We start from the raw sequence: 24577 nt of genomic DNA on the forward strand, positions 1-24577 counted from the left end.
CGGGGCCTGCGGGCGCTGAGAGTTTGATTCAAGTGCGCGGGGAAAGCCGAGTCGGGGGAATCGGTTAGGCGCGGGGGTTGATGTGGAGATCCGGGGGTGCTCGGCGTGAGCATCCTTCGAGGCCGGCCGAGGGCCGGCACCTCAGGATGACGTAGCTCTGTTAAAGGAACGTCATCGCTGAGGTGCGAGCGCAGCGAGCCTCGAAGGATGTTGAAGCAGAAGGCCCCGCCCCTACCGCTTCGGCTCCCACGTCGTGGTGCCGTCCTTGTTGTCCTTCAGCGCCACGCCGAGCGCGAGGAGCTCGTCGCGGATGCGGTCGGAGGCGGCCCAGTCGCGGGCCTGGCGGGCGGCGATGCGCTCGGCGATGCGGGCCTCGATGGCGGCCTCGTCGATCGCCAGCGCCGGGGCGCGTTCAGTGGCCCACATGCGGAACGCGCCGGGCTCGAAGCCGAGGAAGGCCAGCGTGCCGGCCAGCGCCTTCTTGCCGGCATGGTCCTTCAAGGCGTGCATCTCGGCGATCGCCTTGGGGGTGTTGAGGTCGTCGGCCAGCGCTTCCAGCACCGCCGGCGCCGGGCGGGGATAGGCGTCGTCGGCCGCGGCGTCGAACCACTGTTCCAGCGTCTTTGCGCTCTCTTCCAGCCCCTTCAGCGTCCAGTCGATCGGCTGGCGATAATGGGAGCGCAGCATGTTGAGGCGCAGCACCTCGCCGGGCCAGTCATTCAAGAGGTCGCGGATGGTGACGAAGTTGCCGAGCGACTTCGACATCTTCTCGCCTTCCACCTGCAGGAAGCCGTTATGCATCCACACCTTGGCCATGACGCCGGTGTGGAAGGCGCAGCGCGACTGCGCCACCTCGTTCTCATGGTGCGGGAAGACCAGGTCGATGCCGCCGCCATGGATGTCGAAGGTCTCGCCGAGGTGCTTCCAGCTCATGGCGGAGCACTCGATGTGCCAGCCGGGACGGCCGGGCACCGCGATACCGGCGGGCGAGGCCCAGCCCGGCTCGCCGTCCTTGGACGGTTTCCACAGCACGAAGTCCATGGCGTCGCGCTTGTAGGGCGCGACATCGACGCGGGCGCCGGCGATCATCTCGTCGAGCGGGCGGCGCGAGAGCTGGCCATACTCCGGCATCGAGGGCACCGAGAACAGCACATGGCCCTCGGCGACATAAGCGTGGCCGGAGACGACGAGCCGCTCGATCAGCTCGCGCATCTCGCCGATATGCTCGGTGGCGCGCGGCTCGACATCGGGGTGCAGCACGCCGAGCGCCTCGATATCGTCGTGGAACTGCGCCTCGGTCTGCGCCGTCACCTTCGCGATGGCCTCGTTCAGCGGCAGATCGGGATATTCCGCGCAGGCGCGGTTGTTGATCTTGTCGTCGACGTCCGTGATGTTGCGGACGTATTTGACATGGCCGTCGCCATAGAGATGGCGCAGCACCCGGTAGAGCAGGTCGAAGACGATGACCGGCCGGGCATTGCCGATATGGGCGAAGTCATAAACGGTCGGTCCGCAGACATACATGCGCACATGCGCCGGATCGAACGGAGTGAACTCCTCCTTCGTCCGGGTGAGCGTGTTGTACAGCTTGAGCTCCGGAAGACCCGGCTTTGACCCGCCCGCCATTTATCGCCTCTATGCCTGCCGGCCCACCTTGGTCGGCCGGCGTCTGTCGTCCCTTTGGCCGCCCGCGTCAAGGGCGGTCAAGGCTTTGTGGGCACAACCCTACCGGGATGCAGTGCGCTTCCGCTGCCACAGGACGGGCAAATCGGCAAAGTCCGTGCCCCGCCGGATTGACCCTTTCCGGCCGACGCAGTTAACCAAGCCTGACGAAGGGGGAGAGATGAACGAACGCCACCGAGGTTGTTCATCATCTATTCAAACCTGTTAAGCCATGTTCCTGCCACACCGTCGCCAAAAGCGAAGCTGAACCGCAACCCACTCGAAACATCCGAACCCGTCATGTCGATCCGTCGCGCGCTTCTCGTCGCCACCCTTTTCCTCGCCCCGAGCATGGCCTTGGCGGGCGGGTCCAAGATCTTCCTGATCGATTCGTCGGACGGGTACGGCATCGACACCTGTGTCGCCAGCGGCGCCCCCTGCGGCGCGGCCATGGCTGGCGCCTGGTGCCGGGCGCACGACTTCAAGGCCGCGGTGAGCTTCGGCCGGGTGCAGAGCGACGCGGTCGCCACCCCGATCTCCACCGGCTCCACCGCTTCGAGCCGCCCCGCCTGCTACGGCAATTCGTGCGCCGAGATGGTGGCGATCACCTGCGAGTAGTGCGGTCGGGGTTTTCCCGGTCTCGATCGTCCAGAGAATTCCGAAATCCCCGGCCTTGTGTCGGGGATTTTGATTCGTGGTGCGGTGTCCTGCTTCAGCATCCTTCGAGGCCCGGCTCTGCCGGGCGCCTCAGGATGACGTCGCTTTTAGAACCACGTCATCCTGAGGTGCTCGCGCAGCGAGCCTTGAAGGATGCTGAAGCAGAGCGCCCTGCCCTACCTCACAAAGTCCCCGCATTTCGGCGCGTCGGTGCCGGCGCCCCAGGGCATGATCGGCACCGCGGAGGTCGAGTTCTTCGGGCTGCCTTCGATTAGCTTGTCGGAATAAACCAGATACACCAGCACGTTGCGCTTCACGTCGCAGCCGCGCACGATCTGCATCTTCTTGAAGATCAGCGAGCGGCTCTCGCGATAGACCACGTCGCCCTGCTCGAACTTTCCGGTGAAGCTGATCGGGCCGATCTGCCGGCAGGCGATGGAGATGTCGGACACCTCCTCGGCGACGCCGAGCATGCCCTTCACCCCGCCCTTCTCCGGCACGGTGTAGTGACAGGCGACGCCGTTCACCACCGGATCGTCGATGCCATAGACCGCGAGCTTGTCGTCCGGGGTCAGGAATTTCCACACCGTCGACTTCCTGAAGATCAGGTCCGGTCCGTCCGCGAAGGCGGGCGCCGTGGCACAGCCGACGCCGAGCGCGAGGGCTATGCCGGCAAAAGCGGCGCGGGCAAAATTCAGGCGGGCGATCATCTTGCGTTGTCTCCGGTTCCGGCGGCGCTGCGCATATGGTAGGTCGGCGGCGCGGCGGAAAGGCCGGGCGCGATCGAGGCGTGGCGACAAAGCCCCACACTTCGAAACATCCACACTTTGGCCAAGCTTGCCGCGCTCATTGCCTCACCTTGCGGAGAGCCGCGGGCCAAGGCGGTCACGATTCGAGCTTTGAGACGACGCGCGCATGATGATGAGACCCGAACCGTTCCGGCATGGCTCGTTGCGTGCTCTCGCAGCGCTGGCGTTGTGCCTGGCGGGCGCCCCTGCGATCGCCCAGCAGTCCTATCCCGGCCAGCCGCCGCAGCAGCAACAGCCGGGCTATCCGGACCAGGGCGGCAATGACCGCTCGTCCGCCTGCATCCGGCTCGAAGGCCAACTCGCCCAGCTCAATCGCGGCGGCGGGGCGCGGCCGAACCTCGATGCGACCATCGCCAAGCAGCGCTCCACGGTGGACAACCTTTCCGCCCAGGTGCGGCAGATGGGCTGCGACAAGCGCGGCTTCCTGATCTTCCAGCCGCAATTGCCGCCGCAGTGCGAGGCGCTCAACAACCAGCTGACGCAGGCCCGCACCGCGCTCGACCGCACCATGATGCAGGCGCGCGGCGACCAGGGCGCCAATGACGACCAGCGCCGGCAGCTGGTCTATGCGCTGGCGCAGAATGATTGCGGCCCGCAATACCGTGCCGCGCTCGGCACCGGCGGTGGCGGCCAGAGCGCCAATGGCGGCGACCGCCGGCCGCGCAATTTCTTCGAGCAGCTGTTCGGCGTGCCGCGCAGCGGCGGCGAGGAAGAGGCCGGGCCGATCGACCAGGCCCCGCTCGACATCCCCCAGGTCTCGACCTACCGCACGGTGTGCGTGCGCACCTGCGATGGCTTCTTCTTCCCGATCTCGTTCGCGGCGACGCCGGCGCGCTTCCCGACCGACGAGCAGATGTGCCAGCGCCAGTGCCCGGGCACCGAGGCGCGGCTGTTCGCCTATCGCAATCCGGGCGGCGATATCGAGCAGGCGGTGGCGGTGAACGGCCAGCCTTATTCGTCGCTGCCGAACGCGCTGCTGTTCAAGAAGGAATTCGTGCCGTCCTGTTCATGCCGGGGTGCCGGCCAGAGCTGGGCGCAGGCGCTCTCCGGCGCCGAAGGCGCCGCCGACCCGACGCTGCGCAAGGGCGACATCGTAGTGACCGAGGACAAGGCGCGCGAAATGGCGCAGCCGCGTCCCGCGACCCCGCCGCCGGCCGCTGCGGCGCCGAAGCCCGCCGCGCCGAAGCCGGCTGCACCCCGTCCCGCCGCACCCGCTCCGGGCTTCGCGCCGCCGGGAACGGTGCAGTAGGGGTCGTCCTGCGTGAGCATCCTTCGAGGCCCGGCGATGCCGGGCACCTCAGGATGAAGTTGATTTTATAAGTGCAACCTCATCCTGAGGTGCCGCGCAGCGGCCTCGAAGGATGTTCAAGCAGATCGGCCGCGCAACCTCACCCCAGCCTTCGCCCGCCCGATCAGCGGCAGCAGCGCCTTCAGCTCCGGGCCGCTTTCCTCGCCGGTCAGCGCCAGGCGCAGCGGGTGGAACAGCGCGCGCCCGCTTCGCCCGGCGGCCGGCTTCACGGCGGCGATCCAGCGCGGATAGACCTCATTGTCCCACGGCTCCTCCGGCAGCAGACCGGCGGCGAGGTTGAGGAAATCCGCATCCTCCGGCGCCACCACGGGCGCCAGCGGGCCTTCGACTACGCACCACCATTTGGCGGCGTCAGCCAGCGTCGCCAGATTGCCGCGCACCGCCAGCCAGAACGGCTCCCCGCCGCCGATACCCGACGCCGCAAGCCGCGCCGCCACCGCCGCATAGGGCAGATGGTGCAGCGTCGCCGCGGTCAGCGCGGAGAGCTCGGTCGGATCGAAGCGCGCCGGGGCGCGGGAGACCTTGGCGAAGTCGAGCCTGGCGGCCAGCGCATCGAGATCGGCCACCGGCTCCACCGCCAGCGAGGTGCCGGTGAGCACGGCAAGCGACGCCACCGCCAGCGCCTCTTCCCCGGCCTCGCGCAGCGCACGCAGCGAGAGATGGCCGAGCCGCTTCGACAGCCCCTCACCGCTCGGCAGGGTCAGCAGATTGTGGTGGGCAAAGGTCGGCGGCACCGCGCCCAGCGCCTCGATGATCTCGATCTGCACGCCGGTATTGGTGACGTGGTCCTCGCCGCGGACGACATGCGTCACCCCCATCTCGATATCGTCGACCACCGAGGTCGGCGTGTAGAGATAGGAGCCGTCCTCGCGCACCAGCACCGGATCGGACAGCGTGGCGGTGTCAACGTCGCAGCGCCCGCGCACCATGTCGTCCCAGACCACATGCCGGCCATCCAGCTTGAAGCGCCAGTGCGGGCGGCGCCCCTCGGCTTCCAGCTGCGCGCGCTCGGTGTCGGTAAGCGCGAGGGCGGCGCGGTCATAGAGCGGCGGCAGGTTGCGCCGGCGCCGGCTGAGGCGCTTCGTCTCCAGTTCCTCCTCGGTCTCATAGGCCGGATAGAGCCGGCCGATGGCCTTCAGCTTCTCCATCGCGGCGTCGTAGCGATCGGTGCGCTTCGACTGATGCTCGACACGATCCGGCGGAATGCCGAGCCAGTCGAGATCCTCGGCGATGGCGTCGGCGAATTCAGCTGTCGAGCGCGCGAGGTCGGTGTCGTCATAGCGCAGGATGAAGATGCCGCCCTGCTGCCGCGCGAACAGCGCGTTGTAGAGCGCGGTGCGGGCATTGCCGACATGCAGCAAGCCGGTCGGCGACGGGGCGAAGCGGAGGACGGGCGCAGGGTTCGACATGGTCCGCCTTATCGCCGAGGCCGGGCCGGCTTACAACCGCGCTCGCGCGTCACTTGCGCGCCCATCCGTCACTTGCGGATCGAAAGGCCGAGATTCTTCGCGGCTTCCAGATTCTTCGCGGCTTCCAGCCCGACCAGTCCGATCAGCCTGGCCGAATCGACATCGGCGCCCTTGAAGTCGGCGCCGGCCACATCAGCGCCGGTGAAGTCGGCCCCGGCGGCCTCCATGCCGACGAGCGAGGCGCTCGTCAGATTGGCGCCGCGAAGGGTCGCAAAGTTGAGCTGGGCACGGGAGAGATTGGCGGCTTCGAGATCGGCGCCGTCGAGATTGGCCGAGTTCAGCACGCCGCGCATCAGGCCCATCGACTGGTTGCGCATGTCGGCGCTGAAATTCACGCCGGCGAGCCTGGCCCCGCTGAAATCGGCGCGGGAGAAATCCCCGGCGATGCGTGCGCCGGCGAGATCGGCACCATTGAACCGGCCATCCTGCGCCTGCGTACCGAACAGGCTCGCCTTCCTCAGGCTGGCGCCGGAAAGATCGATCTTCATCATCCAGGCCTGATCGAACTGCGCGCCATCGAGCTCCGCCCCCGCGAGCTTCGTGCCGTTGAGCAGCGCGACACGGAAGTTCGCCCCGGTGAGATCGAGGCCGGACAGATCGAGGCCATTGAGCCGGCGCCCGGCGAGATCGACCGGCTGGCCCGGCTTCGCCGCGGCGATCAACGCCACGACATCGGCGCGGCTCAGCTCGGCCGTCGTCATCTGCGGCGAGTTCAGATCGAGGTGGCGCAGCATGTCCTGCGCGCCGGCGGGCGCGAGCGCCAGGCATCCGGCGAGCAGCGTCGCAATCCCGATTGCCAGCGGCGTCTTCACGGCGCGCCCTCGCGGAACCACAGGAAAGACGAGTGATAACATCGGGGTGTGGGATGGGCGCATCACGACTGCGGGATGCGGTGGCTCAAGCAATGCCGTGGCTCGGCTTGGACATCCTTCGAGGCCCGGCTTTGCCGGGCACCTCAGGATGACGTGGTTCTTTCAAAAGCAACGTCATCCTGAGGCGCGAGCGCAGCGAGCCTCGAAGGATGCCCAAGCAGCGCGCCCCTACACCGACTCCCGGAACCGGTTCGTGATCGGATACCGGCGATCCCGCCCGAAATTGCGCGTCGTCACCTTCACACCGGGCGCGGCCTGGCGGCGCTTGTATTCGGCAAGGTTCAGCATGCGCTCGACCCGCGCCACCAAGGCGGCGTCGAAGCCCTCCGACACGATCGCCGAGACCGGCAGTTCCTGCTCCACCAGCCGCTCCAAGATCGCGTCCAGCACCTCGTAGGGCGGCAGGCTGTCCTGATCCTTCTGGTTCTCGCGCAGTTCCGCGGTCGGCGGCTTGGTGATGATGTTCTCGGGGATCACCACGCCGTCCGGGCCCAAAGCATTGGCCGGCTTCCAGCCATTGCGCAGCGTGCAGAGCCGAAACACCTCGGTCTTGTAGAGATCCTTCAGCGGGTTGTAGCCGCCATTCATGTCGCCATAGAGCGTGGCATAGCCGGTCGACATCTCCGACTTGTTGCCGGTGGTCACCACCATGGCGCCGAACTTGTTGGAGATCGACATCAGTATGGTGCCGCGGGCGCGGGACTGCAGGTTCTCCTCGGTGACATCGCGCGCGCGCCCGGCGAACAGCGGCGCCATCACCTGCTCCAGCCCCTCCACCGCATCGACGATCGGCACGATGTCATAGCGGCAGCCCAGTGCCTCGGCGACGCCGGCGGCATCGGACAGCGATTCGTTCGAGGTGAAGCGATAGGGCAGCATCACGCAATGCACGCGGTCCTTGCCCAGCGCATCGACCGCCATGGTGGCGGCCAGCGCGGAATCGATGCCGCCAGACAGGCCCAGCACCACGCCGGGGAAACGGTTCTTCTCGACATAATCGCGCAGGCCCAGCACGCAGGCGGCGTAATCCGCCTCGTCGCCCTCGAGCAGCGGGGCGCGCGCGCCCTCCTCGCAGCGCCAGCCATCGGCCCAGCGCTCCCAGCGGGTGAGGCGCACGCGCTCCTGAAAATTGGGGAGTTGCACGGCCAGCGTGCGGTCGGCGTTCAGCACGAAGGAGCCGCCGTCGAACACCAGCTCGTCCTGGCCGCTCACCTGGTTGATGTAAGCGAGCGGCAGGCCGCTCTCGACCACGCGGGCCACCGCGACATTGGTCCGCTCCTCATAGACGGTGCGGCGATAGGGCGAGCCATTGGGGATGAGCAGCATCTCGGCGCCGGTTTCCGACAGGCACTCGATGACGTCGGCCGACCAGATGTCCTCGCACACCGGCACGCCGATGCGCACGCCCTTGAACGGGATCGGCCCCGGCATCGGGCCGGCGGCGAACACCCGCTTCTCGTCGAACGGGCCGTAATTCGGCAGGTCGACCTTGAAGCGCACCGCGGCGACGCGGCCATCCTCCAGCAGCACGGCGGCATTATAAAGCTTGCCGCCATCGACCCATGGGGCGCCGATCAGCACCGCCGGGCCGCCATCGGCGGTGTCCGCGGCGAAGGCCTCGATCGCCTCGCGGCAGGCGCGCTGGAAGGCCGGCTTCAGCACCAGGTCTTCCGGGGGATAGCCAGCGATGAACAGCTCGGTGAACATGATGAGCTCGGCGCCCTGCGAGGCGGCGTCGGCACGGGCGTCGCGCGCTTTCGCAAGGTTGCCGGCGACATCGCCGACCACCGGATTGAGCTGCGCAAAGGCGATGAAAAGCTGATCGACAGGGGCGCTGGACATGAGTGAGATGTAGCGCCGCGAACGGGCTACCGCAACGCGCTCCGGCGCCGCAATGCGCGACGCGCGGGGCAGATCCGCTATTCCGCGGCCACCAGTTCGGGGCCCCCGCTTTCGGCAGCGGGCTGCCGGGTGCCGAGCCGATCACGGCCCCATTGGGCGAGGCCGAGCACCATGGGGCGGAGCTTCTCGCCCTCCTCGGTCAGGCGATAGCCGACCTGCGGCGGCACGGTGGGATAGACGCGGCGGGCGATGATGCCGTCGGCCTCCAGCTCGCGCAGGGCCTTGGCGAGGATGCGCTGGGTGACGTTCGGCATGCGCCGGCGCAACTCGCTGAAACGCAGTTCGCCATTGAGCAGATGGAAGATGGTGCCGCCCTTCCATTTGGCGCCGATGATCTCAAGGCTCGCCTCGACCGGGCAGCCGGTGCCGCAGCTATAATCCTCGTGACGCTTGGCCATGGTGGTCTCCGTCTCGCAAGCCGGCTGATATTAGGGGCTGCGTGCGAAATATGGGAGCGGCCTCGGGTGGCGCTCGGCTTCAACATCCTTCGAGGCTCGCTGCGCGAGCACCTCAGGATGACGTCGCTTTTGTAACCCCGTCATCCTGAGGTGCCCGGCGAAGACGGGCCTCGAAGGATGCTGAAGCAGAAAAACCCGGTTCCATTCCTGATACCACCCGACAAAATCGTGCCGTCTTGCGCAATCCCGCGCCGTGGCGACATTGGGCGGGAAACTGCAACACGCGCCATCGGGCGCCGGAGACCCGTGCCATGAAAGCCGTCGGCTATAGCGAATCGCTGCCCATCACCGCGGAGAAGTCACTGTTCGACTTCGAAACCGCCAAGCCCACACCCGGCCCGCGCGACCTGTTGGTCAATGTGAAGGCGGTCTCGGTCAATCCGGTCGATACCAAGGTGCGGATGCGCCGGCAGGGTACGCCGGATGCGCCGGTTATCCTCGGCTGGGACGCCACCGGCGTGGTCGAGGCGGTGGGCTCAGGCGTCACGTTCTTCAAGCCCGGCGACGAGGTGTTCTATGCCGGCACGCTGATGCGGCCGGGCACCAATGCCGAATATCACCTGGTGGACGAGCGCATCGTCGGCCTGAAGCCGAAAAGCCTTGGGTTCGCGGACGCCGCGGCGCTGCCGCTCACCGCGGTCACCGCGTGGGAAGCGCTGTTCGACCGGCTCGAAGTGCCGAAGACCGGCGGCGGCAAGCTGCTGATCATCGGCGCCGCGGGCGGGGTCGGCTCGCTTGCGGTGCAGTTTGCCCGCCAGCTCACCGACCTCACCGTGATCGGCACCGCCTCGCGCCCGGAAAGCGCGAAATGGGTGACCGAGCTCGGCGCCCATGCGGTGATCGATCACTCGAAGCCGCTGACCGAGGGGCTGGCGGCGGCCGGCCTTGGCGAGGTGGATTATGCGTTCAGCCTCACCAATACCGACCAGCATTGGGCCGAGATCGTCAAGGCGATGCGCCCGCAGGGCAAGATCGCGCTGATCGACGACCCGAAGACGCTCGACGCGCTGCCGCTGAAGGGCAAGAGCCTGTCGCTGCACTGGGAGCTGATGTTCACCCGCTCGATGTTCGAGACGCCGGACATGGACGCCCAGCACCGCATGCTGAACGAGGTGTCGAAGCTGGTCGACGCGGGGACTGTGAAGACCACGATCGGCGCCAATTTCGGCACGATCAACGCCGCGAACCTCAAGCGCGCGCACGCGGCGCTGGAGAGCGGCACGTCGATCGGGAAGGTCGTGCTGGAGGGGTTTTGAGGGGTCGCTGGGCGGGCATCCTTCGAGGCTCGCTGCGCTCGAACATCAGGATGACGTCGCTTTTATAACCACGTCATCCTGAGGTGCCGCCGCAGGCGGCCTCGAAGGATGCTGAAGCAAAGCGTCACCCCGTCTTCAGCCCCACCACATCGCGCAGATATCCGACCACCGCGCATTCCGACCAATCGGCGCGGTGGAGGCCGAGATAGCCGTCCGGCCGTACCAGCCAGAGCCCGCCGGGCTCGCCGAACACGGTGCGGAACGCGCCGGCGGCATCGTGGATGAGTTCCACCCCCGGCGGCTCCTCGACCACTGCGTCACCGGGCGCGATGGCGATGACGCGGACCAGGTCCGGGAACATGGTGCGCAAGGTGTTGGCGCCGGCCTCGACCTTCCAGGTGTCGCCATCGACGAGCGGCGCCAGCAGCACGTGGCGGGTGCCGCGCAGCAGCTCGAACAGCCGCAGCGGGAAGCCGAAGCCGGAGCGGCGCAGGCCCGGCACATCCGGCACGCGGTCGCCCGGGCGGAGATTCGCACTGCCCGGCCCGGCGCTGAGCGGGCCGCCGGCATAGGAGACCAGCACTTGCGTGTCGGCCAGCCGGTCGGGCGGGGCCTTGCGGCCCTCATGGCCGAGATTGACGGTGGCCTCGGTGGTGCGGGCGACGACATCGGCGGCGACCGGGCGGCGCTCGGCCTCATAGCTGTCGAGCAGCGCCTCGGCGGCATGCCCTCGCGTCACCAAAGCGAGCTTCCAGGCGAGGTTATAGGCGTCCTGGATGCCGGTGTTCATGCCCTGCCCGCCGGTCGGCGGATGGATGTGGCAGGCATCGCCGGCAATGAAGACCTTGCCGACCCGATACTTGTCGGCGAGCCGCATGCTGATGCGGAAGATGGACGACCAGCGCAGGTCGGAGAATGTCGCGTGCGTCGGCAGCAGCCGGTCGGCCACCGCCTGCAGATCGTCGAGCGTGGCGCCGGGGCGATCGGCCTGGATGCCATGGTCGGTGCCGCTGCCGGACGGCGCGGCGAGCCGCTCCGGCGCCGGCATGGAGACGCGGTAGCGGCCGCGCTCGGGCAGCGGGACGGCGACCAGGAAATCCGGCGCGGCATCTTCCACCGGCACGATAGCCCGCAATGTCATGCCGCGAGCGAGATCCCAGTCGATATGGACATCGCCGAGCATGAACTCGGACGGGAAGGCGTCGCCTTCGAAACCGATGCCGAGCGCCTTGCGCACCGCGCTGTGGGCGCCATCGCAGCCGACGACATGGCGGAAGCGCGCGTTCATCCGGCCGCCCGAAGTGTCGAGTTCGACATCGACGCCATCGGCGTCCTGGCTGAGGCCGGCCAGCGCGATGCCGCGCTCGACGGTTATGCCGTAGCTGGCGAGATGGGCGGTCAGCACCGCCTCGGTGGCGTATTGCGGCACGCCCAGTGCGGCGAACGGCAGGTCGCTGAGGTCGAGCGTCAGCTCCTTCACCGGAGCGCCGGGCAGGATCAGCCGCATGCCGGTGAGCCAGAGGCCGGCATCGACCAACTCGCGGACGACGCCCATGTCCTCCATGACTTCGAGCGTGCGCGGCGTGACGCCGATGGCGCGGCAGTAAGGCGATGGGGCGTCGAGCTGGTCGATGATGCGCGGGCGCACGCCATGGCGCGCCAGTTCGCAGGCCAGTGTCAGCCCGACTGGGCCGGCACCTATCACGAGTATGTCGGACGCCATCCCCACCTCCCGTTTTCGGGATCTTGGTAGTGGGAATGCTGCCGGGATGGAAGGGGAAGTTACGAGATTTGAATCATGTCGAGGGAGGCGCCCGGCGTGAGCATCCTTCGAGGCTCACTGCGTTCGCACCCCCGGATATTGAAGCAAGGCGACGCCTGACTTTCCCTCTCCCCGTTGGGGAGAGGTGGCCCGCGGAGCGGGTCGGTGAGGGGCTTCGACGCGCGATCCCCCTCACCCCAACCCTCTCCGTCAAAGTCGGATATATCCGACTTTGACTTTCTAGAGTGCTGAACTCGGCAACAGCCGAGTTCAGTGCGGGGAGAGGGAGCTTGGTTCACTCCGCAGCGGCGATGACCGGACGGGCCTTGCCGGCGCGTTCCTGCTTCAGCAACTCAGCGACGAGGAAGGCCATCTCGATGGCCTGCTCGGCATTGAGCCGCGGGTCGCAATAGGTGTGGTAGCGGTCCTTCAGGTCCGCGTCCGAGATCGCCCGCGCGCCGCCGGTGCATTCGGTGACGTTCTTGCCGGTCATCTCAAGATGCACGCCGCCGGCATAGGTGCCCTCGGCCTGATGCACGGCGAAGAAGTCCTTCACCTCGCGCAGGATCTGGTCGAACGGCCGGGTCTTGTAGCCGGACGCCGCCTTGATGGTGTTGCCGTGCATCGGGTCGGACGACCACACCACCGTGCGGCCTTCCCGCTTCACCGCACGCACCAGCGCCGGCAGGCTGTCGCCCACCTTGTCGGCGCCGAAGCGGCCGATCAGGGTCAGGCGGCCGGCCTCGTTGTCCGGGTTCAGCGCGTCGATGAGGCGGAGCAGATCGTCCGGCTTCAGCGACGGGCCGCACTTCAGGCCGATCGGGTTCTTCACGCCGCGGCAGTATTCCACGTGGGCGTGGTCGAACTGGCGGGTGCGATCGCCGATCCAGATCATGTGGCCGGAAGTGGCGTACCAGTCACCGCTGGTCGAATCCACGCGCGTCATCGCCTGCTCGAAGCCGAGAAGCAGCGCCTCGTGGCTGGTGAACAGGTCGGTGGTGCGCATCTCCGGATGGTTCTCCGGATCGATGCCGATGGCGCGCATGAAGTCGAGCGCCTCGGTGATGCGATCAGCGAGCGCCTGGTAGCGGCCGGACTGCGGCGAATCCTTGATGAAGCCGAGCATCCACTGGTGGGCGTTGCCGAGGCTGGCATAGCCACCGTTCGCGAAGGCGCGCAGCAGGTTCAGCGTCGCCGCCGACTGGCGGTACGCTTCGAGCTGGCGGCGCGGATCGGGGATGCGCGCTTCCGGGGTGAAGTCGATGTCGTTGACGATGTCGCCGCGGTACGACGGCAGCTCGACATCGCCGATCTTCTCCATCGGCGCCGAGCGCGGCTTGGCGAACTGGCCGGCGACGCGGCCGATCTTCACCACCGGGGAGGCGCCGGCATAGGTCAGCACCACCGCCATCTGCAGGAAGACGCGGAAGAAGTCGCGGATATTGTCGGCCGAATGCTCGGCGAAGCTCTCGGCGCAGTCACCGCCCTGCAGCAGGAAGGCTTCCCCTTTGGCCACCTTGGCGAGGTCACGCTTCAGGCGGCGGGCCTCACCTGCAAAAACGAGCGGCGGAAAGCTGGCAAGCTGACGCTCCACGGAAGCCAGGGCCTCCATGTCGGGATATTCCGGCACCTGCTGAATGGGCTTGGCCCTCCAGCTATCCGGCGTCCAGCGCTCAGCCATCTTCGCCTCCTCACGATTATTGCCGCCGGGGCGAGCTGATATGAGCCCGGGCGGGAAAGGCGGGCCTTATACACCTAAGGGCAAGAACAATACCAGACCACGGATGCAGGGTGGATGTTGCATTTGTGAGAAGGTGTTGCGCGTTTGGCGTACCCACCTTTGGCGATGCGGTGAGGCCGAGGGAAGGAAGAAGACGCTCTGCTTGAACATCCTTCGAGGCCCGGCGTCGCCGGGCACCTCAGGATGACGTCGTGTTTAAAAGAACCACGTCATCCTGAGGTGCGAGCGTCAGCGAGCCTCGAAGGATGTCCAAGCAGTACGCCCGCTACTTCGCCGCCGGCACGCCTTCGCGCATCTGCGACTCCACCGCGTCCTCGTCGACCATCGGCTCCTCGCCGTGCATCGGCAGCGTGTCGGGCGCCGGCATGTCGCTTGACGGGTCCTTGGTGCGCAGCGTCACCAGCTCTTCCGCCGTGCTCGGGTGCAGCGCCATGGTGCGGTCGAAATCGGCCTTGGTGGCGTTGGCGGTGAGCGCGACGCCGACCAGCTGGATCATCTCGCCGGCGCCTTCGCCGATGATGTGCACGCCCAGCACCTTGTCGGTGCGCTGGTCGACCACGAGCTTCATGAACACCCGCGACGTGCGGCCCGACAGCGTCGCCTTCAGCGGGCGAAAATCGGTCTTGTAGATGTCGAGCCGGTATCCCTTGGCCCGCGCGTCAGCCTCCGTCAGCCCGACCACGCCGATTTCCGGCTCGGTGAACACCGCGGTCGGGATCAGCGAATGGTCGACGGTCCAGGGATGGGTGCCGAACACGGTGTCGGCGAAGGCGTGGCCCTCGCGGATCGCCACCGGGGTCAGCGCCACGCGGTCGGTGACATCGCCGACCGCATAGATGGAGGGCACGCTGGAGCGCGAGCGCGCATCCACCGCCACCGCGCCCTTCATGTCCAGCTCGACGCCGACCGCGTCCAGCCCCAGCCCGATGGTGTTCGGGACCCGGCCGATGGCCAGCATCACCTGCTCGGCCTCGAGCGCGCGGCCGTCATTCAGCAGCACGCGGCGGCCGTGCGGGGTCTCCTCGATGGCATCGATGGTGACGCCGAACTCGAAGGTGACGCCGTTCGCCGCCAGCTCGCCGGCGATGCGCTCGCGGATCTCCTCGTCGAAGCCGCGCAGCACCTTGTCGCCGCGATGCACCACGGTGACCCTGGTGCCGAGATCGGCGAGCAGGCTGGCGAATTCCAGCGCGATGTAGCCGCCGCCCTGGATGATAATGCTTTCCGGCTGCGTCTCCAGATGGAACATCTCGTTGGAGGTGATGCCGAGATGGCAGCCGGGGAAATCCAGCCCGCGATTGGGGCGCCCGCCGGTGGCGATGAGGATGGTGGCCGCCGTGATCCGCGTGCCGTCGGCAAGGCGCACGGTGTGCGGGTCCTCGATCGCCGCGCGCTGCTTGATGATCTCGACATGGCTGCGCGCGAGATTGGTGCCATAGGCCGCCTCCAGCCGGGCGATCTCCCGGTCCTTGTTGGCGATCAGCGTCTTCCAGTCGAAGCGCGCGCCTTCCACGATCCAGCCAAAGCCGGCGGCGTCCTCGAACTCGTGGGCATAGCGGCCGGCATAGACCAGCAGCTTCTTCGGCACGCAGCCGCGGATCACGCAGGTGCCGCCGACGCGGTACTCCTCGGCGATCTTCACCCGCGCGCCGTGATTGGCGGCGATGCGCGCGGCGCGCACCCCGCCGGAACCGGCGCCGATGACGAACAGGTCGACATCATGGATGGAGTCGGACGCGGACATGAGATCACCCCTCGGATTAGCCGCTTCCATGTCTGCGCGGCCGATCGCATCGTCAAGCCGACGCATGGCTGATGCGGGGTTTTCTCATCCTTAAGTCACGCCAGCCAAGTGCTCGACACCTTACGCTGCGCGCACTAGCTTGCCTCTCCATCGGGAAGGCGGCCCGCCGCGCGGTCAAAGCGGCGCGGACTGTCCCCAATCGGGAGGACCACATGTTGCATTCATTCCGCGCCCCGCTGCTCGCCATCACGCTGGCGGCCGGTGCGCTCGCCCCGGGCTCCGCGCTCGCGCAGGTCAGCGAACTCAAGATCATGGCCCCGGCGGCGCCGGGCGGCGGCTGGGACCAGACCGCGCGCGCCATGCAGCAGACGCTGCAGGGCGAGAAGATCGTGCCGAACGTGCAGGTGCAGAACGTGCCCGGCGCCGGCGGCACCATCGGCCTCGCGCAGTTCGTCAACAGCGCCAAGGGCGATCCGAACCAGCTGATCGTCGGCGGCTATGTGATGGTGGGCGCCATCATCACCAACAAGTCGCCGGTGAACCTTTCCCAGGTGACGCCGATCGCCCGCCTCACCGGCGAGTTCGAAGCCATCGCGGTGCCGGCCAATTCGCCGCTGAAGTCGATGGCCGACCTGGTCAAGGCGCTGAAGGCGGATCCGCAGAAGGTGTCCTGGGCCGGCGGCTCGGCCGGCGGCACCGACCACATCGCGGCGGGCCTGATCGCCAAAGCCATCGGCGTCGACCCGACCAAGGTGAACTACATCGCCTTCTCCGGCGGCGGCGAATCCCTCGCCTCCATCCTCGGCGGCAAGGTGACGGTCGGCATTTCCAGCCTCTCGGAATTCGACGCCCAGGCCAAGGCCGGCAAGCTGCGCATCCTCGCCGTGTCGAGCGCCGAGCGCCTGCCGGACGCCAAGGACATCCCGACCTTGAAGGAGAGCGGCGTCGACGTCGAGATCCAGAACTGGCGCATGGTCGCCGCGGCTCCGGGCATCACCGCCGAGCAGAAGGCGACGCTGTCCGGCATCGTCGAGAAGATGGCGAAGTCCAAGACCTGGATCGACACGCTGAAGGCCAAGGGCTGGGCCGACACCTATCTCGCCGGCCCCGCCTTCGAGGCCCAGCTCGCCAAGGACATCGCCTCGACGCAGACCATCCTGAAGGACGTCGGCCTGGCGAACTGAGGGCGCTGACGGCTTGAGATGTGACGGCCGGGCGGGTCCCGGCCGTCCGTGCTTTCATCTGCTTCAGCATCCTTCGAGGCTCGCTGCGCTCGCACCTCAGGATGAGGTTGTTTTCACATACGACCTCATCCTGAGGTGCCGGCCACCGGCCGGCCTCGAAGGATGCCCACGCAAAGCGGTTCCTTCCGCAACAACCCACAGAAGAACGCATCCTTACCCTGCGGGAGCCCCTTCCGTAGAGGATGGCGCGCACCCTAAGCTCCGATCCCGCCTGCCCTTCCGGGAACCCCATCATGAGCGACCTGCCCTCCCCTTCATCCAAGCCCGCCCCCGACAAGGCCGGCTTCGTCATCGCTTTCGGCCTCGCCATCCTCGCCTTGGTGGTGGGATGGGACGCCTGGCGGCTGTCCTCGGTGGCGGCGCATTCGTCGGTAGGCCCCGCGGCCTTCCCCACCATCATCGCCGCCGGCCTCGCCTTGCTCGCCGTGGCGAACGCGGTGGAAGCGATGAAGGGCGTGGAGGAAGAGCGCCCGCATGACGAGGTCATGCCCATGGCCTGGGTGCTGGCCGGCCTGCTCGGGCAGATCGCGCTGTTGCCGTTCCTCGGCTTCTCCATCGCCACCGGCTGGCTGTTCGCCGCCACCTCCAAGGGCTTCGGGCGCGGGCCGGTGTGGGCGCATTTCCTCGCCGGCACCATCATCTGCTTCGTGATCTACGTCATCTTCGCCAAGGGCCTGCAGCTGTCGCTGCCGGCCGGCCCGCTCGAAAAGCTGATCTGAGGGCGCCGCGCAATGGATACGTTCTCCGCCCTCGCCTCCGGCCTCACGGTTGCGCTGCAGCCGATGAACCTGCTGTTCGCCTTTGTCGGCGTCATGCTCGGCACCGCGGTCGGCGTGCTGCCGGGCATCGGCCCGGCGCTCACCGTGGCGCTGCTGCTGCCGATCACCTTCAAGCTCGATCCGGCGGGCTCGCTCATCATGTTCGCCGGTATCTATTATGGCGGCATGTATGGCGGCTCCACCGCCTCCATCCTGCTCAACACGCCGGGTGAAAGCTCCTCCATCGTCACGGCGCTGGAGGGCAACAAGATGGCCCGCGCTGGGCGCGGCGGGCCGGCGCTCGCCACCGCCGCCATCGGCTCCTTCGTTGCCGGCTGCATCGCCACCGCCGGCCTCGCGCTGATCGCGCCGACCGTGGTCGACATCGCCATCTCGTTCGGGCCGGAAGACTATTTCGCGCTGATGGTGCTGGCCTTCACCACCGTCTCCGCCGCCTTCGGCGCCTCGGTCACCAAGGGCCTCACCAGCCTGTTCATCGGCCTCACCCTCGGCCTGATCGGCATCGACCTGCAGAGCGGGCAGGCACGGCTCTCCTTCGGCGTGCCGGACCTGCTCGACGGCGTCGAGGTGACGACGCTGGCGGTGGCGCTGTTCGCCATCGGCGAGACGCTGTCGGTGGCCGCCGCGGGTGCGCGCGCGGACGAGATCATCGAGCCGGTGAAGGGCTCGGTGTTCATGACTCGCGAGGATTGGAAGCGCTCCTGGTGGCCGTGGATCCGCGGCACGCTGCTCGGCTTCCCGATCGGCGCCATGCCGGCGGGCGGCGCCGAGATCCCGACCTTCCTCTCTTATGCGCTGGAGAAGAAGCTGTGCCGGCGCAAGGACGAGTTCGGCAATGGCGCCATCGAGGGCGTCGCCGGGCCGGAGGCCGCCAACAATGCGGCGGCGGCCGGCGTGCTGGTGCCCCTCCTCACCTTGGGCCTGCCGACCTCGGCCACCGCGGCGATCATGCTGGCCGGCTTCCAGCAATATGGGCTGAACCCCGGACCGCTGCTGTTCACCAACAATCCGGACCTGGTGTGGGGCCTGATCGCCAGCCTGTTCATCGCCAACGCAATGCTGCTGGTGCTGAACCTGCCGCTGGTGGGGCTGTGGGTGCGGCTGCTCGCCATTCCCCGGCCTTGGCTCTATGCCGGCATCCTGGTGTTCGCCACGCTCGGCACGCTGGGCGCCAACCCCTCGCTGGTCGAACTCGGCATGCTGGTGATCTTCGGCCTGCTCGGCTACGTGCTGCGCCGCTACGGCTATCCGATCGCCCCCGTCGTGGTCGGGCTGATCCTCGGCCCGCTGGCCGAGCAGCAATTGCGCCGGGCGCTCGCCATCAGCGTCGGCGATCCGATGGTGCTGTTCCAGAGCCCGATCGCGCTGACCCTGCTGTCACTCTCGGCGCTCGCCTTGTTCGGCCCGCTGCTGTTCAAGCTGATCACCGGCCACAAGGCGCCGGTGGGCGGGGACGAGGATTGAGGGCGTCCTGCGTGGGCATCCTTCGAGGCTCGCTACGCTCGCACCTCAGGATGACGTGGTTCTCATACGCGACGTCATCCTGAGGTGCCCGGCAAAGCCGGGCCTCGAAGGATGCTCACGCGGGCGACCCCAGAACGCAAAAAAAGGCCCGGCACAGCGTGCCGGGCCTTTTTGGTGTGAAGCGCAGAACACGTCAGATCGTGTAGCCGCGCTTCTTCATCTCTTCGCGCACCTTGGTCTCGACCTCGCGGGCGAGCTTGGCGCTCCAGGTCTGGACGCCGCGCATGCCGCCATCGAGGATGACCTGGCGGCGTTCCACCAGCTTCTTGCCGACCGGCGTGCCGTAGAAGGCGATCAGTTCCTTCAGCTCGGCCTCGCTGAACTGGGCGGCGTAAGTGCGGGCCAGCACGTCGGTGATCTCGCCGCGGCGGCCCTCATATTGCGGGATCAGCTGGGTCGCGACCTCGCGCAGGTCGCGGATCAGGTCCGGATTGGCCTGCACGAAGCCGCCCGCGGTCTGTTCGATGACGCCCGGGATCAGGGAGTCGAAGCTCTTGCCCTCGCCATTGACGTCGAGCAGTTGCCGGGCGAGCGCGATCTGCGCCGCGCTCGGCTCCGGCGCCTTGGGCGCGGCCGCCGCGCCGGGCGCGGGTGCGGTCTGGGCGAAGGCAGGCGCCGCCGCGACCACGGTGAGAGCGGTGAGGCCGATGCCGATCAGGCCGCGCAGGCCGGCCTTTCCGCCCAATGATACGCGCATGAAAATCTCCCTCGCCAAATGCTCAGCCGCGTTCCAGCACGGTGACGCCGCCGGGGCCTGCGAGCATGACACGGCTCGCAAGCCCGATGAAAAGCCCATGTTCCACAACGCCGGGCACCTCCGCCAGACGCGCCGCCAGCAGAGCGGGGTCGGCAATGGCGCCATAAGCGGCGTCGAGGATCAGGTGTCCCTGATCCGTGACGAAAACATGGCCGTCGGCGCCGCGACGCAGCGTGAGCAGCCCGTGACAGCCCGCCGCGCGCGCCGCCTTGTCGATGCCGCGGCGGATGGCCGCGACGCCGAAATCCACCACCTCGATCGGCAGCGGGAACTTGCCGAGCGTGTCGACCTTCTTGCTGGCATCGGCGATGACGATCATCTGCTGTGCCGCGGAAGCCACGATCTTCTCGCGCAGCAGCGCGCCGCCGCCGCCCTTGATCAGCGCGAGATCCGGCCCGACCTCGTCGGCGCCGTCGATGCACAGGTCCAGCGCCGGATATTCGTCGAGCGTGCCGAGCGGGATGCCGAGCGCTTCCGCCTGCTTGCGGGTCGCCTCCGAGGTCGGCACGCCGACCACGTCGAGCCCCTCGGCGACACGGGCGCCGAGCAGCTCGACCAGATGGCGCGCGGTCGAGCCGGTGCCGAGCCCCAGCTTCATGCCGGAGCGGACCAGATCGAGCGCGCGCGCGGCGGCCTCGCGTTTCAGCAGTTCGGCGTCAGACATCTCATGTTCCCAATATCGACGCGCTGCCTAGCGCCGAACGGGCGCGAGGACAAGCGCGCGAATGGTTTTAGAGGTGCGACGGGGCGACCTTGTGGCCTTATGGTTGCTATGGGCGGGGCGTTGCGGGCGAGCATCCTTCGAGGCTCGCTGCGCTCGCACCTCAGGATGACGTTCATCTAAAAAGCCACGTCATCCTGAGGTGCCCGGCAAAGCCGGGCCTCGAAGGATGCTGAAGCAGAGCGCCCCTTACTTCGCCGGCGGGGTGCACACCACGCTGGCCTCGGTGCCGCCGCCGGCCTTCGGCATGTCGCGCACATAGCACACGCTCATCTCGCCGGTGTCGCGATTGACCCGGAACACGCCGGTCTCGCCGGAATAGAGGGTGGAGATCAGCTCATACGAGCCCGCCTTCTGCGGCCCGGCGCTGGCATCCTTGGCAAAGCACTTGGTGACGCCGACCAGGCTGCCTTCCGGCCGCTCGAACTGGCAGGCCGACATCTCGCCGGTGGCGCTGTTCACCGAATAGATGCGATTGGCCTGCGCCGAGGGCGGCGACCGGAAGCCGTAGGCCGGCAATTGCTGGGCAGGCGATTGCTGGGCCTGCGCCGGCGCCACCGCCAGCCCCCCCGCGACCATGGACCCCACGACCAGGCCCGGCAGTAAAGCGGGCAACTTTTTGGCGAGGGGCCGGATGTTGCAGTTCATCGATCTTCTCCTGAGAGCGCCGCCGATTCCCATCCTGTCACGGCCGTGCGAGATTTGCAGCGACGCGTGTCGGATGGACGCGGCACGCTGGACAGCAAAAGCGGCAGGATTGTAGGCAAGAGGCGGGGCGCCAAAGCCGCGCCAAGGATTTTCGCCGAGGAGATTGTTCATGGTCGATCGTGCCACCGCGCCTGCCGTCATCGCCTTCGATCTCGATGGCACCCTGGTCGACACTGCACCCGATCTGCTCGACACGCTCGACGTGGTGCTGGACGAGGCCGGCGCACCCCGCCTGGCGCGCGAGGACACCCGCAAGATGATCGGCGCCGGCGCCCGCGCGCTGGTGCAGCGCGGCCTCGATGCCGCCGGCATCCGTCTCGACAAGCCGGAAGCCGACCAGCTCTATGAGCGCTTCCTGGAGCATTACGCCGCCCACATCGCCGACAGTTCCGCGCCCTTCCCCGGGCTGATCCCGGCGCTCGATGCGCTCACCGCGCAGGGCCATGTGCTGGCGGTGTGCACCAACAAGCTGGAATATCTCTCGCGCCTGCTGCTGGATCGTCTCGGCCTCACCGAGCGCTTCGCGGTGATCGCCGGCGCCGATACCTTCAAGGTGCACAAGCCGGACGCCGGCCACCTGATCGGAACCATCGAGCGCGCCGGCGGCCATGTGGAGCGCGCCGTCATGGTGGGCGACAGCGTCACCGACGTGCTCACCGCCCGCAACGCCCGGGTGCCGGTGATCGTGGTGCCATTCGGCTACACCGACACCCCGGCCGCCGAGCTGGGTGGCGACGTGCTGATCGAGCATTTCGACCTGCTGCCGCAGACCGTGGAGCGCCTGCTCTCCCCGGCCGGATGGCGCGCGGCGCGGGCTTGATCAAACAGCCACCTCATCCTGAGGTGCCGGCCAGAGGCCGGCCTCGAAGGATGGCCGTCCCCGATGGCCGCGCTCTGCGTGAGCATCCTTCGAGGCTCGCTCCGCTCGCACCTCAGAGCCTGATTCAAAATTCGACTTATCCGTTGAGGGAGCCACCTTTCCACCCTCATCCCCGGACTTGATCCGGGGATCCAGACTTCAACCGGGTGCATGCGGAGGGGCTGGATCCCCGGATCAAGTCCGGGGGTGAGGGCCAATTGGAGTTTTCGGTCAGGCTCTCAGGATGACGTGGCTGGTTATCGACAGGCACAACCCACCACCGCGCTTGACGCCTCCGGGCCGACACTCTAAATCCTGCCGCCTCGATGGCGACGTGTCGGTTCGCATGAACCAGACGGGCGATTAGCTCAGCGGGAGAGCACTCCCTTCACACGGGAGGGGTCGCAGGTTCAATCCCTGCATCGCCCACCATCATTTGCCTTCATTTTCAATGAGGCGCGACCATCACCCCGAGAGGTCGGTTTGCACAGACGTGCGAACATATGCGCAACTCGGCAGGCAAATCCGTGGAAAATCCGTGGACTGCGTTCATGGACCGTTCCGACCCCCTGGCCGCTTCGGCGTTGAACCTGGGCGAAGCGGAAGCTTCGAAGGCACTAGCTTTACGGAAATGTAAATTGCGGGCGCATGCCCAATGAAGCAACCATCGAGCGACGTTCTATAAGAGCGATAGGCCGATGGGAATTCTGGGGAAGAGGCGGTACACGCCTCCGACGCTCAAGAAGTCGACGGTATTGTCGTCCGTAACCGCGGCACCAGTGTCGCGTTCCGGATCTCGTCCGTCCACAAAGCATGAGACGCAAACAGCAGCCACCGGTAAGACCAGCGGCGCCGAGTGACGAACGGCTCGATGGGCCGTGGAAACGCCGGCGGAAGCGCCAGGCGCCCGCCTGCGACTTGGCGTACCGATGGCGTGAAGCCCTATGAGATCGTCACCCGCCGCATCACGGTGTTCAACATCGACGTGACGCAGGTGGAGGGCGGCTGCTGGGTATATGGCGGGCACTTCTGGCCGAAGCGGACGCCAGGGATTTCCGCCCGGTCACGCCGGAAGAACAGTCCGATGATCGAACAAAATCACCTGCAAGGAACATTGCAATGGTATCGGAAGCTTGGGGATAGCTGCTATTGCGCAACACTTAGGGAAGGTTGTGCTCAAGCGGCAGCTGATCTTCATTGACGGGCATCGAAACCGCTCGCAACCTTCGCTGGCTAAGATTGTAGCGATTTGGGGGCCTACCTATGAAGCCGTATACCGCACCTCGCCTGATCAAGTCCGGCACGCTTTCCTCTGTCACCGCCGGCGCCAACTTCTCCGGGAAGAAGGCGAAGCCGATCCAGTGACGATTGAACCGCTCACCCGGCCACGCGCCGGGTGAGCGGCTTTCACGGCCCCGCCTGGCATGGCACCGGTTGCGCCGCCAGGCTGGAGGGATATGCAACGTCTACAGCCTCGCCACGAATCCGTAGGCGATCATTCGCATCACCACCGCTCTCCGTGGCTTCCTTTTCGGCTGGCTATTCTTCGCGCCGGTCGTCGTCTTCGTTCGCAGCGAAGTCCTGCTTCGGAAAAAGCGCCACCCAACCTTCAGGCCGGGTGGCGCAAGTGCTTGCGTATGGGCCCCGGACGGGAAGAACCGGAGCCCGGATCAACGCACCGTCACAGGCCCGGTTTCAGCACATGCCTGTGTTGCGGCTCACGCTCCAGGCGGGATCGGGATTCCCCTCACCGCGCGCTACCTGGCGCGCAGGCGAAGGTCGCCGATGCCGACCGCGAGATTGACGCCGGTCTTGCCCTCGACGCTGACCGGCTGCAACGCGATGGTGTTGCCGGAGCCGCCCACAAGGGCGTTGGCGCCGGCGCCGAGACCCCAGGCCGCCGCCGCCGATGCGCCGACATAGTTTCCGGCCAGCGCGCCCGGAGCGGGATTGGCGGTCGGAGCGAGCACGCCCCAGAGCAGCACGCTGCGGGTCGTCACGCCGAGATCGACGCCCCAGCGGCTCATCGTGCCTTCATAGTGCGTGCGGTAGCCGCGCCTGGAGCGGAAGGTGCATTCCAGCGTACGGCGCGAGCCGATGACAAAGCTGACCGAGGGCCCGGCATGGCACTCAAGGTTGCCGGCGGCGACGCGGCGGATCTGGGCGCTCGCGGGGGTCGCCATGATGCCGGCGGCGCCGGCGAGCAGGGCGACGCACAGAATGGCGCGCGTGAGGGAAGTCCGTATCATCATCCAATCTCCTTGGGGTCTTTGCCCAAGGCATCAGAGCCACCCCGGCGCGGGATGCGCAATCGGTAAAATGGCGTTCCTGAGCGTCACGCGGG

Annotated in this window: 21 protein-coding genes and 1 tRNA gene; 9 read left to right on the forward strand and 13 right to left on the reverse strand. The window is 67.3% G+C overall.

Going from position 1 to position 24577, the window contains the following annotated elements; translation table 11 throughout:
• Window positions 1-231: 231 nt before the first annotated feature.
• Window positions 232-1626 carry a cysteine--tRNA ligase gene (cysS, locus tag G3545_RS08190; RefSeq protein WP_170011520.1) on the reverse strand — a complete coding sequence of 465 codons (1395 nt, stop codon included), beginning with the start codon at window positions 1624-1626 and terminating at the stop codon, window positions 232-234.
• Window positions 1627-1962: 336 nt separating this feature from the next.
• Here cysS and G3545_RS08195 point away from each other — a divergent pair, with 336 nt between their 5' ends.
• Window positions 1963-2280 (forward strand): hypothetical protein, encoded by a 318-nt coding sequence (locus G3545_RS08195; protein WP_170011522.1) that lies wholly within the window; start codon window positions 1963-1965, stop codon window positions 2278-2280.
• A 215-nt stretch (window positions 2281-2495) separates the two neighbouring features.
• Here G3545_RS08195 and G3545_RS08200 read toward each other — a convergent pair whose 3' ends face one another.
• The gene (locus G3545_RS08200) at window positions 2496-3029 is read right to left on the reverse strand and encodes a CreA family protein (RefSeq protein ID WP_170011524.1); all 534 of its coding nucleotides are present in this window, start codon (window positions 3027-3029) and stop codon (window positions 2496-2498) included.
• A gap of 241 nt (window positions 3030-3270) precedes the next feature.
• On the opposite strand from G3545_RS08200, the gene G3545_RS08205 reads away from it, so the two are divergent.
• Complete coding sequence (locus tag G3545_RS08205; RefSeq protein WP_246702740.1) at window positions 3271-4377, forward strand: DUF2865 domain-containing protein; 1107 nt, start codon at window positions 3271-3273, stop codon at window positions 4375-4377.
• A gap of 116 nt (window positions 4378-4493) precedes the next feature.
• On the opposite strand, the gene G3545_RS08210 is transcribed toward G3545_RS08205, so the two are convergent.
• The 4 genes from G3545_RS08210 to G3545_RS08225 form a co-directional block, all read right to left on the reverse strand.
• The gene (locus G3545_RS08210) at window positions 4494-5846 is read right to left on the reverse strand and encodes a glutamate--tRNA ligase (protein ID WP_170011526.1); all 1353 of its coding nucleotides are present in this window, start codon (window positions 5844-5846) and stop codon (window positions 4494-4496) included.
• A 68-nt stretch (window positions 5847-5914) separates the two neighbouring features.
• On the reverse strand, window positions 5915-6781 hold the full coding sequence (locus G3545_RS08215) for a pentapeptide repeat-containing protein (protein ID WP_246702741.1): 867 nt from the start codon (window positions 6779-6781) through the stop codon (window positions 5915-5917).
• Between the two features lie 165 nt (window positions 6782-6946).
• Window positions 6947-8620: an NAD+ synthase gene (locus tag G3545_RS08220; protein ID WP_170011528.1), complete on the reverse strand. Its 1674-nt coding sequence runs from the start codon at window positions 8618-8620 to the stop codon at window positions 6947-6949.
• Window positions 8621-8697: 77 nt separating this feature from the next.
• Complete coding sequence (locus G3545_RS08225; RefSeq protein ID WP_170011530.1) at window positions 8698-9078, reverse strand: helix-turn-helix domain-containing protein; 381 nt, start codon at window positions 9076-9078, stop codon at window positions 8698-8700.
• A gap of 311 nt (window positions 9079-9389) precedes the next feature.
• Here G3545_RS08225 and G3545_RS08230 point away from each other — a divergent pair, with 311 nt between their 5' ends.
• A complete protein-coding gene (locus G3545_RS08230) occupies window positions 9390-10394 on the forward strand; it encodes a zinc-binding alcohol dehydrogenase family protein (protein ID WP_170011532.1) in 1005 nt (334 codons plus the stop codon).
• A gap of 124 nt (window positions 10395-10518) precedes the next feature.
• Here the strand turns inward: G3545_RS08230 and G3545_RS08235 are convergent, their stop codons facing one another.
• From G3545_RS08235 to gor, 3 genes are all read right to left on the reverse strand, one after another.
• Window positions 10519-12117 carry an FAD-dependent monooxygenase gene (locus G3545_RS08235; protein WP_170011534.1) on the reverse strand — a complete coding sequence of 533 codons (1599 nt, stop codon included), beginning with the start codon at window positions 12115-12117 and terminating at the stop codon, window positions 10519-10521.
• A 334-nt stretch (window positions 12118-12451) separates the two neighbouring features.
• The gene (locus G3545_RS08240) at window positions 12452-13837 is read right to left on the reverse strand and encodes a 3-deoxy-7-phosphoheptulonate synthase class II (RefSeq protein WP_170011536.1); all 1386 of its coding nucleotides are present in this window, start codon (window positions 13835-13837) and stop codon (window positions 12452-12454) included.
• A 325-nt stretch (window positions 13838-14162) separates the two neighbouring features.
• Window positions 14163-15641 (reverse strand): glutathione-disulfide reductase, encoded by a 1479-nt coding sequence (gor, locus tag G3545_RS08245; RefSeq protein ID WP_170011538.1) that lies wholly within the window; start codon window positions 15639-15641, stop codon window positions 14163-14165.
• Window positions 15642-15853: 212 nt separating this feature from the next.
• Here gor and G3545_RS08250 point away from each other — a divergent pair, with 212 nt between their 5' ends.
• From G3545_RS08250 to G3545_RS08260, 3 genes are all read left to right on the forward strand, one after another.
• Window positions 15854-16825, forward strand: coding sequence for a tripartite tricarboxylate transporter substrate binding protein (locus G3545_RS08250; protein WP_170011540.1), 972 nt, complete (start codon window positions 15854-15856; stop codon window positions 16823-16825).
• A gap of 293 nt (window positions 16826-17118) precedes the next feature.
• Window positions 17119-17604: a tripartite tricarboxylate transporter TctB family protein gene (locus G3545_RS08255; RefSeq protein ID WP_170011542.1), complete on the forward strand. Its 486-nt coding sequence runs from the start codon at window positions 17119-17121 to the stop codon at window positions 17602-17604.
• A gap of 12 nt (window positions 17605-17616) precedes the next feature.
• Window positions 17617-19128: a tripartite tricarboxylate transporter permease gene (locus G3545_RS08260; RefSeq protein ID WP_170011544.1), complete on the forward strand. Its 1512-nt coding sequence runs from the start codon at window positions 17617-17619 to the stop codon at window positions 19126-19128.
• Between the two features lie 193 nt (window positions 19129-19321).
• Here G3545_RS08260 and G3545_RS08265 read toward each other — a convergent pair whose 3' ends face one another.
• The 3 genes from G3545_RS08265 to G3545_RS08275 all read right to left on the reverse strand — a co-directional run bounded on the left by G3545_RS08265 (window position 19322) and on the right by G3545_RS08275 (window position 21314).
• Window positions 19322-19885 (reverse strand): DUF2059 domain-containing protein, encoded by a 564-nt coding sequence (locus G3545_RS08265; protein ID WP_170011546.1) that lies wholly within the window; start codon window positions 19883-19885, stop codon window positions 19322-19324.
• Window positions 19886-19907: 22 nt separating this feature from the next.
• Entirely contained in the window at window positions 19908-20609 is a 702-nt protein-coding gene (gene rpiA, locus G3545_RS08270; protein WP_170011548.1) for a ribose-5-phosphate isomerase RpiA, read from the reverse strand.
• Between the two features lie 246 nt (window positions 20610-20855).
• Window positions 20856-21314 (reverse strand): hypothetical protein, encoded by a 459-nt coding sequence (locus G3545_RS08275; RefSeq protein WP_206151400.1) that lies wholly within the window; start codon window positions 21312-21314, stop codon window positions 20856-20858.
• Window positions 21315-21483: 169 nt separating this feature from the next.
• Between G3545_RS08275 and G3545_RS08280 the strand changes: the two genes are divergently transcribed.
• The 3 genes from G3545_RS08280 to G3545_RS08290 all read left to right on the forward strand — a co-directional run bounded on the left by G3545_RS08280 (window position 21484) and on the right by G3545_RS08290 (window position 23434).
• A complete protein-coding gene (locus G3545_RS08280; RefSeq protein ID WP_170011550.1) occupies window positions 21484-22194 on the forward strand; it encodes an HAD-IA family hydrolase in 711 nt (236 codons plus the stop codon).
• A gap of 396 nt (window positions 22195-22590) precedes the next feature.
• Window positions 22591-22665 (forward strand) — tRNA-Val (locus G3545_RS08285).
• Between the two features lie 502 nt (window positions 22666-23167).
• Entirely contained in the window at window positions 23168-23434 is a 267-nt protein-coding gene (locus G3545_RS08290; RefSeq protein WP_170011551.1) for a hypothetical protein, read from the forward strand.
• 556 nt (window positions 23435-23990) lie between these two features.
• On the opposite strand, the gene G3545_RS08295 is transcribed toward G3545_RS08290, so the two are convergent.
• Window positions 23991-24482, reverse strand: a complete 492-nt coding sequence (locus tag G3545_RS08295) for a DUF992 domain-containing protein (RefSeq protein WP_170011552.1) — start codon at window positions 24480-24482, stop codon at window positions 23991-23993.
• Window positions 24483-24577: the final 95 nt, after the last annotated feature.

The organism is Starkeya sp. ORNL1 (assembly GCF_012971745.1).
GTDB lineage: Bacteria > Pseudomonadota > Alphaproteobacteria > Rhizobiales > Xanthobacteraceae > Ancylobacter.